Raw genomic sequence first — 10,354 nt, 5'->3', positions numbered from 1 at the left:
TTTTTACTCCACCCCCCGGTGGGGGGGCGGTGGGTACCCCCCGCGCGGGGCCCCCCCCGGGCGGCCCCCGGGGCCCCCCCTGTGGGGGTGCCCCCCCCGGCCGCGGGGCCCGCCACCCCCACGTCCGCTCAGCCGCGTGCCTTCTCGCCCCGCACGCCGTTGTTCAGCAGTTCGGGGGAGTCGGGGCGCCCGTCGAGGATGCGGTTGGTGCGGGTGGTGACCCGCCAGCCGGTCCCGATGCGCCGCAGCTGCCAGTGGTTGGCCGTGGCCCGGCGGACGACGTACCGGCCCTTCTCGTGCACGACCATCAGCGAGTGGCACACCGCGACCGCCTCGTCGCCGTCGACCGTGACGTGCGGGGGCCCCACCACGTGCGCGCATCCTCCTCGGATCCAGCTCCGGTGGGCATCGGAACGCACCATCGCCCGGATCTGCTCCCGACCGGCGAGGTAGACCTCGTCGATGTCGTACACGCCGTCCGGCTCCCAGAGCGCGGCGACCTCGTCCGCCGCCCCGCTGTCGACGAGCGGCCCGTACGACGCCATCAGGCGGGCGATCTCCCGCTCGTCCTCCAACTGCCGCAGCCGTGCCTCGAGCGCGGCGATCCGGTCATCCATCATGTTTCTCCTGTCGGAACGGGGGCGGAGATCCGCGGAGTTCAGGTGAGATCGGCGGCGATCGCGGCCAGCGCCTCGACCTGCTCGACGTAATGGGCCGCCGACTCGGCGGCGAGGGAGACGCTCACCAGCGTGGCGCCGGCCTCGGCGACCTTCCGCAGCGCCACCGCCGTACGCTCCCCGGCCCCGGCCGGATCGAGCGGACGGCCGGCGCTGAGGACGACCTCGAAACCCTCGGGCAGATCGGCCGCATCGACCATCTCCCGCAGCTTCTCCAGCGAGAGCCCGAAGGGGACCCAGCCATCGCCGTACGTCGTGGCGCGGCGCAGCGAACGCGGTGTGCGGCCACCGATCCACAGCGGCACCCGGTCCTGCACGGCATGCGGCTCCACCATGAAGCCCTCGAAGTCGAAGTGCTTGCCGTGGTACGCCGGTTCGCTCTGCGACAGACCGGCCCGCAGCGCCGCGATGGCGTCGTCGGCGATCGCGCCCCGGTCCTCGAAGGCCGCGCCGAGAAGGGCGAACTCCTCCTCCAGGCTGCCGACACCGAGCCCCAGGACGAGGCGGCCGCCCGAGATCCGGTCGAGCGTGCCGTAGCGCTTCGCGATGCCCAGCGGATGGTGGTAGCCGAGCACCAGGACCTGCGTGGCGAACCGGATGCGGCTGGTGCGGGCGGCGAGGTAGCCGAACGTGGCGAGCGGGTCCCAGTAGGTCCCCCCGCGCTGCTCGGCGATGCCGGTGGGGACGGCCACGTGCTCGGAACAGGTCAGGTGGTGGAAGCCGAAGCGGTCCGCGGCCTCGGCGATCGCCCCGAGCTCCTCGATGCCAGCGGTGCGCTCCCAGGGGGAGTGCGCGCCGGGGACGGCCGTGACGACGGGACTGGTGATTCCGAGTCGCATGGGCACCTCTTTCGTACGGTACGGGAGCTCACATCCAAACCGGTGAGGCGGGAACCGGGCGGGCCTCGTCCCGGTGGGCGGGAGGCGTTCGCCGTCCCACCCGCTTCCCGGTCACCGGGAACGGGCGTCCCCGCTCCCGCACGCGCCCCGTAGCGTCGGATGCGGACCCGAGTCCCGGACGAACCGTTCCTCCGGTCCGGCCCGCTCCGGTCGGACGGCGGTCCGCACGTCCGAGCCTGCGATCTTTCGATGTGAGGAGATGCCATGACCCGCTGCGTCGTCGTGACCGGAGCCGGCTCCGGGATCGGAGCGGCCCTCACCGCACTGCTACGGGCGCGGGGCGACCGCGTGATCGGGGTCGACCTGCGGGGTGCGGAGATCGAGGCCGACCTGGCCACGCCGGGCGGCCGCGCCGCGGCGGCCGAGGCCGCGGCTCGGGCGGCCGGCGGAGTCGTGGACGCCGTGGTCACCTGCGCCGGCACCTCGGTGCCCGGCGAGGCCATGGTGACCGTGAACTACTTCGGCAGCACCGGGTTCGTGACGGCCCTGCGGCCCGCCCTCGCCGCATCATCGGCCTCGCGCGTGGTGCTGATCGGGTCCATCTCCGGCACCCAGCCGGCGGACCCGGCCATCGTGGCGGCCTGCCTCGCCGACGACGAGGAGACCGCCCTGGTCCACGCCCGGGCAGCGATGGCGGACGGGCGGGAGCGGCAGCTCTACCCCTCGTCGAAGTCGGCACTGGCCCAGTGGGCCCGGCGGACCGCCGTCGCCCAAGGGTGGGCCGATGCCGGAATCCCGCTGAACGTGGTGGCCCCCGGCGTGGTGCTCACCCCGATGAGCGCGGGACTCTTCGACGATCCGGCGATGAAGCGGGCGATGGACACCGCCGTCCCGATGCCGCTGGGCGGCTACATGGAACCCGAGGCCGTGGCCCGGGCGGTGGCGTTCCTGGCCTCGGCCGAGAACACCCACATCACCGGACAGGTGCTCTACACCGACGGCGGAGCCGAGGCGACGCTGCGCGGACCGTCGGTGTTCTGAGCGCCCACGTCGCCTGGGGTCTTTCGTTTGGATCAGGCCGGATCAGGGAGCGGGGTCCGGTGCCGGGGCACGCGAGCCCGGCGTGATCCGAACGAAAGACCCTAAGCCCTCCGCCGCCCCGGACCGTGCGGGACCGGGACGGCGGGCAGACTCCGGCGCCGGAGCTGGCCGGGTCAGGGCCGCACGGACGCGCGGATCACCTTGCCCGTCGCGTTGCGGGGCAGGCTCTCGGTGGTGAGCCGCCAGCGCGTCGGGACCTTGAAGTAGGCCAGCTCGCCGACGGCGTACGCGCGCAGGGCCTCCTCGGTGACCGCGGACCCGGCCCTTGTCACCACCACGGCCGCCACTTCCTGGCCCAGGTCGGGGTGCGAGGCGCCGAGCACGATGCACTCCAAGACGTCGGGGTACGCGCTCAGCACCCCCTCGATCTCGGCGGGGTAGACGTTCTCCCCACCGCGGATGATCAGGTCGGAGCGGCGCGTGGTCAGATACAGCCGCCCCTCCCGCAGGCAGCCGATGTCGCCGGTGCGCAGCCAGCGGTCCTCGCCGATCGCGTTCCCGGTGGCCTCCTCGTCGCCCCAGTACCCCAGCATGTTGAAGGCGCTGCGGACGCACACCTCGCCCTCCTCCCCCTCGGGAAGCGCTTCGCCGAAGGGATCGCGGATCTCCAACTGGACACCGGTGACCGGCCGGCCGAGCGATCCGGGTGCCTCCGCGAGGTCCTGGGAGGTGGCCACGGCGATCGCGGTACAGGACTCCGTCAGGCCGTAACTGTCCACGAGCGAGTCCTTCGCGAAAGGCAGTTGTTTGCGCAGCCGCTCCTTGAACCGGGTCGAGGAGGGTGCGGAGGCCAGCGAGAAGGCGGTCAGCGAGGACGTGTCGTACCCGCTGACGTCGCCGTGTTCCAGGAGCCGGTTGGCCATCGTGGGGACGGCGCCCCAGTTCGTGATCCGCTCACGCTCCACCATGCGCAGCACGGCATCCGCCTCGAAGGCGCCTTCGTACAGGGCGATCTTGCTGCCCGTCGCCAGGCGCGGCACGACCAGATTGTGCAGGCCGGCGATGTGGAACAGCGGCAGGGCGAGCAGATGGACACGGTCCATCGGGTTCAGCGGCTCGCCGAACGCCTTCAGCAGGGCGTCGTTCAGCCGGTGGTACTCCACGACGGACAACAGGTTGCGGTGGGTGTGGACCGCGCCCTTGGGACGGCCGGACGTGCCGGAGGTGTAGAGGATGACGGCCGGGTCGTCCTCGGCGACGTCAACGGAGGGCAGCGGCTCGTCGCCGTACGCGGCGGCGAAGCGGGAGATGTCCTCCGTGACCGAGAGCACGGGCACCTCGACCCCGGCGAGCAGGGCGGCCCGCTTGGCGTCGGCCACGACCAGGGAGGGGGCCGCGTGCCCGACGCCGTACTCCAGCTCGCGCGCCGACCACCAGGCGTTGAAACCGACCACCACGGCGCCGATCGACACGGTGGCCCAGAACGTCTGGATCCACTCGACCGAGTTGGCGGCGGCGATGGCGACCCGGTCGCCCTTGGCGACGCCGTGCTCCTCGCGCAGCACCCGTGCCAGCGAGGCCACCTGGGCGGCGTGCTCGGCGAACGTCAGCCTTCGGTCCCCCGTGACGACGTACTCCCGGTCGGCGAACCGGACGGACTCGTGGAGCACCTCATGCAGCGCACGGCGGCGATGGGTGAAGACCGGGAGACGGGTGCCCAGGACGTCGTCCTCGGCGAGTTCGAACCGGCAACCGGGGCCGGTGAGCCCGGCCATCACGGCGAGGGCGTCGGAGCGGGCGTCGGTGTCGCTGGTCATCGGGGACTCCTCCGGGGGCATCGGGACTCCACTGGGATCGCGGTCGGGCCAGTGTCGGCCAGAGTCCGGCCTCCGTTGCCCGTGTGGTTCCGGTCACTGGGACACCTCGACACGACTATGCGGGAACTGCTGACGACGGCCCGGTCGGGCACCGGAGCAGAGCGACCTGCATCTCCACCAGTTCCCGCACGGTCCGGGCGAGCGCCCCGGGTTGCGACCCGCCGTCGTGGTGACGGCGCTCGTGCTCCGCGAGCAGGCGCAGGCTGACCATCGCGGACCATTCCAGACGGCGCTCGACGTCGTCGCGGGGGAGATCCCCGAGCAGGGCATGGATCCGGCGGTGCACGAGATGGACCGAGGCGGGCGTGGTGGCGGTGTCGCGCCAGGCCGCGCGCACGGACGGCTCGTCGAGGGCCCGCGCCAGGAAGCGCAGATAGTACGTGCTTCCCCCGGTGCCCTCGATGGTCTCGGCCAGCGGCTGGACGAGCAGGGTGACCAGGGTCCGCAGGTCCGGCGGGGGCGTGGCGCCCCGCGCCCGTGCCACGAGCTCGGCCCGCCGCGCGTCCACCGGCGCCGAGCGCGCCGCGATGATGGCGTCGATCAGGCCCTGCCGGGAACCGAAGTGGTACTGCGCCGCCGACTTGTTGCGCTGCCCAGCCTCCACGCCCACGGTCCGCAGGGAGACGGCGTCGATCCCGCGCTCGGCGAAGAGGCGCTCGGCGACGTCGACGAGGAGGGCGCGGGTATTCGCGCTGGGGTCTGCCACGGGGTCCTCCGGTGAGTGGGACGGATCGTTGACCACATTAAGGCATGCGCCTTAATGTGCGCCCGCACGAAGGAAGCTCCCTTTCCCGCGAACGGACGACTTCATGACACTCACGTTCCCCGAGAACCAACAGGCCGCGGCCCGGGCCGCGTTCGGTCTCTTCAGCCCCGAACAGGCGAGGCGCATCTTCGACCGCTCCCAGGGATCGGGGTTCGAGCCCCGTATCGTCGAGGTCGCCCCGCGCACGTGGTTCATCCAGCCCGGCATGGTGAACGTCGCGCTGTTCGAGACGGACGAGGGCCTCCTCCTCGTCGACTGCGGGTGCGCCGGCGACGGACCGGCGCTGCTGCAGGCGGTGCGTTCGGTCAGCGACAAGCCGCTGCACACCGTGGTCTACACCCACGGGCACAGCGACCACGCCTTCGGCCTGTGGGCGTTCCTTGACGCCGGAGAGCGTCCCCGGATCGTCGCGCACCGCGCGCTGCCCGCCCACTTCGAGCGCTACATCAAGACATCGGGCCTGAACGCCCGGATCAACGGCCAGCAGCCCGGCGCGGCCGGAAAGGCCTGGCCCGACGCCCGCGAGGACTTCGTCTGGCCCACCCGGCTGTTCGACGACCGCCTCGAACTGACCGTCGGTGGCGAGCAGTTCGTCGTACACCATGGCAAGGGCGAGACCGACGACGCCGCCTGGGTGTGGGCCCTCGAGCGCGGCGTCATCGCCGCCGGCGACCTGGTCACCGGCTACCTCCCCAACGCCGGCAACCCCAAGAAGGTCCAGCGGTACGCCGAGGAATGGGCCGACGCGGCCGAGGAGATGGCCGCGCTGCGCCCCTCGGTAATCATCCCCGGCCACGGTGACCCGGCCACCGGGACGGAAGCCGTCGCCGACGAGCTCACCTCGCTCGCCCGCTACCTGCGGATCATCGTCGACCACACCCTGACCGGGCTCAACGACGGCGTCCTGCCCGACGAGATCGTGGCCACCCTGGAGATCCCCGAGGACCTGCACAACCACCCCCGGCTGCACGCGATCTACGACAAGCCCGAGTTCATCTGCCGCAACGTCATCCGTCGCTACTCCGGTTGGTGGGACGGCTACCCCTCCCATCTGCTGCCCTCCTCGCAGGACGCACAGGCCGCCGAAGTGGCGCGCCTGGCTGGGGGAGTGGCCACACTGGTGGAGCGAGCCCGCACCCTGGCCGGCACGGACCTGCGACTGGCCTGCCATGTCGCGGAGTGGGCCTTCCTCGCCGACCGGTCCGACAAGGCCGCCCAGGCCTGCTACCGCGAGGTGCTGGAGGCCCGGGCCCAGGTCGAGCCCTCGCTGATGGCCCAGGTGAACCTCCGGATCAGCGCCCGCTGGGTGCGTAGCGCGGGTGTTGAAGCATGAGCCCCCGCCCGAACGTCGTCGTCCTGCTCGACGACGTCGGCTTCGGCGCTCCCGGTACGTTCGGTGGCCCGGTGGACACTCCGACGCTCGACGCATTGGCCGCTCAGGTGCTGCGTTACAACCGCTTCCACACCACCGCGATCTGCTCGCCGACCCGCGCGTCCCTGCTGACCGGCCGTGACCCGCACGTGACAGGCGTGCCCGGACTCCTACGCGCAGTACCCCGCCGGGTGGGCGATGACCGCGCCCTTCCAGTGGATGAAGCAGATCGCCTCCCACCTCGGCGGCACCCACAACCCGATGGTGCTCACCTGGCCCGCCGACATCACCGACCGCGGAGCCATCCGCGAGCAGTTCACCCACGTCAACGATCTGGCACCGACGATTCTCGAACTCGCCGGGATCGCCCAGCCCGACACGGTGGAGGGGGTGGCCCAGCTACCGATGGACGGCACTTGCCTGGCCTACTCCTCCGCCGACCCCGAGGCACCCGAGCGGCACGAGACGCAGTACTTCGAGGCGAACGGGCACCGGTCGATCTATCACCGGGGCTGGATGGCCTCGGCCCACCACGGCGGGGTGCCGTGGACGGCGGGCCGCCGCGGGACGCCCCGACCGTTCGAGGACGACGAGTGGGAGCTCTACGAACTGCGCTCCGACTTCAGCCAGGCGCACGACCTCGCGCAACAGGAACCCGAGCGGCTGGCCGAACTGACCGCGCTCGTCACCGAGCACGCCGAACGGGTCGGGATCCTGCCCCTTCACGACGCCCGGGTCTCGCGCACCCCGATGCCCAACCTGGTCGAGGACCGCACCAGCTTCACCTTTCACGCCGGCACCGTCGGAATCCCGGAGAGCCGGGCCCCGCGCATGGTGGGCCGCTCCTGGCACCTGCGCGCCGTCCGGGACGTGGGGGAGGGCACCGCGCAAGGGGTCGTCGCCTCGATGGGTGGGCGCGCCGCGGGCTGGGCCCTCTGGCTCGCCCGGACGGCCGGCCTGTGCTGGCCTACCGCACTTTCGAGATAGCCGAACTCGTGCTCACCGGAACGTCGTTGGCGCCCGGGCGGCACCAGGTCGAGGTGGTCCTGCGGTACGACGGGGGCGGACGCGGTCGGGGCACCACGATCGGCCTCGTGGTCGACGGGAAGACGGCCGAGGACGGCCGCGTCGTCGCGACCCCGCCGACGGTCTTCTCCATCGACGAGACCTTCGACATCGGCCTCAACACCGGTTTCCCGGTCGGCGATTACCCGGTGATCAACCCGTTCCGGGGCGGGACCGTCGCGCGCGTCGACATCGAACTCGATGGCTGACCGGGATCACCGGACCGTGCTGCTCTTCTCCCGGCCCGCCGGGAGGGGAGCGGTCCGGAGCCCACGGCCGCACCCGCGAGGCGGCGTGACCTGACCGGTCAGCTGTCGATCCCCGGCGGCGCGTTCGCGATGGGGGACGCCTTCAGCGAGGGCCGCCCCGAGGCCGGCGAGTGGCCGGTGCACCAGGTCACGCTGCCCGGCCTTTGCCTGGACGCCACCGCCGTGACCAACGAACAGTTCGCAGCGTCAGCTGCGGGCACCGGGCGCATCACCGGCGCCGAGGAGTTCGGTGCCTCTGCCGCCTTCCACCTCGCCCACCGCGGTCCCGCCAGGGAGGTCGCCGGGCGGGTCGACGGAGCCCCGTGGTGGCTGGTCGTCGAGGGAGCGGGCCGGCGCCGGCCGGACGGCTTCGACTCCGCCGACCGGCCGGACCATCCGGTTGTCCACGTCTCCTGGCGCGATGCGACGGCGTACGCCGCGTGGGCCGGCTAGCGGCTGTCCACCGAGGCCGAGTGGGAGGCCGCCGGTACCGTCCGGACAGCGGCACCCGGCGGGTCATGCGCGGCGGGTCCTCCCTGTGCCACGCGTCCTACTGCCACCGCCATCGGGTCGCTGCACGCTCCGCGAACACCCCGGCCTCCACCGCCGGAGACACCGGATTCCGATGCGTGAGAAATGTTGGACACCAAACCGCCCTCCCGGCCAGTGGGATGCGTCATGTGTGGGCCTCGGGGGCACTTTTAGCGTCTTCACTTCAGGCATGGACCCAGCGGAGTTGCCCCACCGCGCGCCACCTATTCACCGGAGGGACACAGTGAAGCGAGCCGCACGAGTCAGGACTCGCCTCGTGGTCGCGGTGACGGCCGGCGTGATGGTCACGTCAGCGTGCTCGTCGCCCTCGGGCGACGACGCCAAGCCGGCCGCCGAGCGCGGCCGCTACCAGTTCGGGCTGGTGGGGGAGCAGCCGTCGAGTGGCGACCCGGTCAAAGGCGACCCCCTCACCATCGCCGACTACTCCGAGCCGCGCAGCCTGGACCCGAGCAAGACGGTCTTCAACGGCGCGTCCGGCGGAAGCGCCCTGGCGGCGGTCTACGACACCCTGATGTGGTGTGAGCCGGAGAGGAGCGAGTACGTTCCGTGGCTCGCGAAGTCGCTGACCGCCGGCCCAGTACGACTCGGCGTCGGTTCTGAACGCCTCCGGCTACAAGAACCCCGAGATGGACAAGCTCCTCGCCCGGCTGCAGGCCGAGACGCACGAGGCGGAGACCCCAGAAGATCCTCGGCGCCATCCAGACCCGCTGGAACGAGGACGTCCCCGCGGTCGGCATGGGTGCCACAGCCATCCTGAGTTCACCAGGTGGCCTGCCACCACGTCGTCCGCTGACCTATACAGACAGGAATAGGCATGGATGCTCCCGATGTCCTCACCCCTACACTGGACCGTCGCGAAGATTGCCGTGAGGTCGTCCCCCCTGAGAGTGTCGCCATCTCGGCGCAGACGGTGCAGGTACTCGGCGTACACCGGCGTGTTCGGCCTGACCGGGATGCCTGCCATGTCCGTGCCGTTCGGGACGACGCCCGACGGCCTGCCGCGCGGGGTGCAGTTCGCGTGCGACCTCGGTGCGGAGCCGGTGCTGCTCGGCCTGGCTGCGCAGCTCGAGGAGGCCGCCCCGTGGCCACGGACCTTCCGTTGACCGGTGGCTGACCTGCTCCTCGCCGCTGCCTCGTTCGGTGTCTTCCTGTTCGCCGCGCTCGCCCAGGCGGTGACGGGCTTCGGCTCCGCACTGGTCGCCGTACCCCTCCTTGCGCTCGCGGTCGACCCGGTGACCGCGGTGGTCGCCACCACCACGGTCGGTCTGGTGCTCACCGCCGGTTCCTGGCGACACGAGCGGCTCCACGCGGATGCTGTGCAGGTCCGGCGCCTCACCCTTGCCGGGGTGCTCGGCATGCCGCTCGGTCTGGTAGCGCTGGCGCTCTGCGACGAGCACACTCTCACGCGGCTGATCGGTGGTGTGCTGCTGGCTCTGGTCGGGCTGCTATCGCTCGGTGTGCGCCTTCCCGAGGGAGGCGCCACGGCGTGGACAGCCGGTGTCGTCAGCGGTGGGCTCCTTACCTCGACCGGCATGAACGGCCCCCCGCTGGTGCTGGCCCTGCAAGGGCTCGAGCCGCGCCGCTACCGGGCAACGCTGCAGGCGGTGTTCTGCGGGCAGGACGCGGTTGCGGTCGCCTCCTTCATCGCCATGGGGCACCTTTCCACGGGTGTGCTGCTCCTGACGGCGACGGGTGTGCTGGGCCTGCCGCTGGGTTGGGCGATCGGTGACCGCGTCTTCCGGCGCGTCCCGGCGGAACGCTTCCGGCTGATCGTGCTCGGCGGGCTCACTGTCACCGCGGTTGCGGTGCTGGCCCTTGGCCTCTAGGGCGCGTATTTGGTTGTGATCAATGGGCGGTCCGTGTGAGGTCCTTGATCCAGATCATCGAGGCGCGAAGGTGGAGGCCTGCGAGGTAGCT

Annotated in this window: 12 protein-coding genes and 1 pseudogene; 9 read left to right on the top strand and 4 right to left on the bottom strand. The window is 71.8% G+C overall.

Going from position 1 to position 10,354, the window contains the following annotated elements:
• Positions 1 to 128: 128 nt before the first annotated feature.
• Together ACFU6I_RS46170 and ACFU6I_RS46165 are read right to left on the bottom strand one after the other, a co-directional pair.
• Positions 129 to 620, bottom strand: a complete 492-nt coding sequence (locus ACFU6I_RS46170; RefSeq protein ID WP_384379902.1) for a nuclear transport factor 2 family protein — start codon at positions 618 to 620, stop codon at positions 129 to 131.
• A 38-nt stretch (positions 621 to 658) separates the two neighbouring features.
• Entirely contained in the window at positions 659 to 1,516 is an 858-nt protein-coding gene (locus ACFU6I_RS46165; RefSeq protein ID WP_384379900.1) for a TIGR03619 family F420-dependent LLM class oxidoreductase, read from the bottom strand.
• A 264-nt stretch (positions 1,517 to 1,780) separates the two neighbouring features.
• Here ACFU6I_RS46165 and ACFU6I_RS46160 point away from each other — a divergent pair, with 264 nt between their 5' ends.
• Complete coding sequence (locus ACFU6I_RS46160) at positions 1,781 to 2,557, top strand: SDR family oxidoreductase (RefSeq protein WP_384379897.1); 777 nt, start codon at positions 1,781 to 1,783, stop codon at positions 2,555 to 2,557.
• A 173-nt stretch (positions 2,558 to 2,730) separates the two neighbouring features.
• Here the strand turns inward: ACFU6I_RS46160 and ACFU6I_RS46155 are convergent, their stop codons facing one another.
• Complete coding sequence (locus ACFU6I_RS46155; protein ID WP_384379894.1) at positions 2,731 to 4,374, bottom strand: class I adenylate-forming enzyme family protein; 1,644 nt, start codon at positions 4,372 to 4,374, stop codon at positions 2,731 to 2,733.
• Between the two features lie 115 nt (positions 4,375 to 4,489).
• Positions 4,490 to 5,140 carry a TetR/AcrR family transcriptional regulator gene (locus ACFU6I_RS46150; RefSeq protein WP_384379891.1) on the bottom strand — a complete coding sequence of 217 codons (651 nt, stop codon included), beginning with the start codon at positions 5,138 to 5,140 and terminating at the stop codon, positions 4,490 to 4,492.
• Positions 5,141 to 5,243: 103 nt separating this feature from the next.
• Here ACFU6I_RS46150 and ACFU6I_RS46145 point away from each other — a divergent pair, with 103 nt between their 5' ends.
• From ACFU6I_RS46145 to ACFU6I_RS46110, 8 genes and pseudogenes are all read left to right on the top strand, one after another.
• Entirely contained in the window at positions 5,244 to 6,533 is a 1,290-nt protein-coding gene (locus tag ACFU6I_RS46145) for an alkyl sulfatase dimerization domain-containing protein (RefSeq protein WP_384379888.1), read from the top strand.
• A pseudogene (locus ACFU6I_RS46140) lies at positions 6,530 to 6,721 on the top strand (sulfatase-like hydrolase/transferase); the annotation flags it as partial. The gene ACFU6I_RS46145 and the pseudogene ACFU6I_RS46140, both read left to right, overlap by 4 nt.
• Positions 6,722 to 6,770: 49 nt before the next feature.
• The gene (locus tag ACFU6I_RS46135) at positions 6,771 to 7,559 is read left to right on the top strand and encodes a sulfatase/phosphatase domain-containing protein (RefSeq protein WP_384379884.1); all 789 of its coding nucleotides are present in this window, start codon (positions 6,771 to 6,773) and stop codon (positions 7,557 to 7,559) included.
• Entirely contained in the window at positions 7,532 to 7,846 is a 315-nt protein-coding gene (locus ACFU6I_RS46130; protein ID WP_384379905.1) for a hypothetical protein, read from the top strand. Before ACFU6I_RS46135 ends, ACFU6I_RS46130 begins: the two co-directional genes overlap by 28 nt.
• 129 nt (positions 7,847 to 7,975) lie before the next feature.
• Positions 7,976 to 8,338, top strand: coding sequence for an SUMF1/EgtB/PvdO family nonheme iron enzyme (locus tag ACFU6I_RS46125; RefSeq protein ID WP_384379881.1), 363 nt, complete (start codon positions 7,976 to 7,978; stop codon positions 8,336 to 8,338).
• A gap of 65 nt (positions 8,339 to 8,403) precedes the next feature.
• Positions 8,404 to 8,664, top strand: a complete 261-nt coding sequence (locus ACFU6I_RS46120; RefSeq protein ID WP_384379878.1) for an SUMF1/EgtB/PvdO family nonheme iron enzyme — start codon at positions 8,404 to 8,406, stop codon at positions 8,662 to 8,664.
• Positions 8,665 to 9,399: 735 nt separating this feature from the next.
• On the top strand, positions 9,400 to 9,540 hold the full coding sequence (locus ACFU6I_RS46115) for a hypothetical protein (protein WP_384379875.1): 141 nt from the start codon (positions 9,400 to 9,402) through the stop codon (positions 9,538 to 9,540).
• A gap of 3 nt (positions 9,541 to 9,543) precedes the next feature.
• Positions 9,544 to 10,263, top strand: coding sequence for a sulfite exporter TauE/SafE family protein (locus tag ACFU6I_RS46110; protein WP_384379872.1), 720 nt, complete (start codon positions 9,544 to 9,546; stop codon positions 10,261 to 10,263).
• Positions 10,264 to 10,354: the final 91 nt, after the last annotated feature.

It is taken from the genome of Streptomyces sp. NPDC057486, from assembly GCF_042802415.1.
GTDB classification, from domain to species: domain Bacteria; phylum Actinomycetota; class Actinomycetes; order Streptomycetales; family Streptomycetaceae; genus Streptomyces; species Streptomyces yanii.
The sequence above is the reverse complement of the archived record's forward strand: the minus strand, read 5'-3'. Positions and strand labels throughout refer to the sequence as shown.

What these genes read in the sequence shown, in the direction of transcription:
- ACFU6I_RS46170 (WP_384379902.1), bottom strand. Translation starts at nt 620, where the DNA reads ATGATGGATGACCGGATCGCCGCGCTCGAGGCACGGCTGCGGCAGTTG.
- ACFU6I_RS46165 (WP_384379900.1), bottom strand. Translation starts at nt 1,516, where the DNA reads ATGCGACTCGGAATCACCAGTCCCGTCGTCACGGCCGTCCCCGGCGCG.
- ACFU6I_RS46160 (WP_384379897.1), top strand. Translation starts at nt 1,781, where the DNA reads ATGACCCGCTGCGTCGTCGTGACCGGAGCCGGCTCCGGGATCGGAGCG.
- ACFU6I_RS46155 (WP_384379894.1), bottom strand. Translation starts at nt 4,374, where the DNA reads ATGACCAGCGACACCGACGCCCGCTCCGACGCCCTCGCCGTGATGGCC.
- ACFU6I_RS46145 (WP_384379888.1), top strand. Translation starts at nt 5,244, where the DNA reads ATGACACTCACGTTCCCCGAGAACCAACAGGCCGCGGCCCGGGCCGCG.
- ACFU6I_RS46135 (WP_384379884.1), top strand. Translation starts at nt 6,771, where the DNA reads ATGACCGCGCCCTTCCAGTGGATGAAGCAGATCGCCTCCCACCTCGGC.
- ACFU6I_RS46125 (WP_384379881.1), top strand. Translation starts at nt 7,976, where the DNA reads ATGGGGGACGCCTTCAGCGAGGGCCGCCCCGAGGCCGGCGAGTGGCCG.
- ACFU6I_RS46120 (WP_384379878.1), top strand. Translation starts at nt 8,404, where the DNA reads ATGCGCGGCGGGTCCTCCCTGTGCCACGCGTCCTACTGCCACCGCCAT.
- ACFU6I_RS46115 (WP_384379875.1), top strand. Translation starts at nt 9,400, where the DNA reads ATGTCCGTGCCGTTCGGGACGACGCCCGACGGCCTGCCGCGCGGGGTG.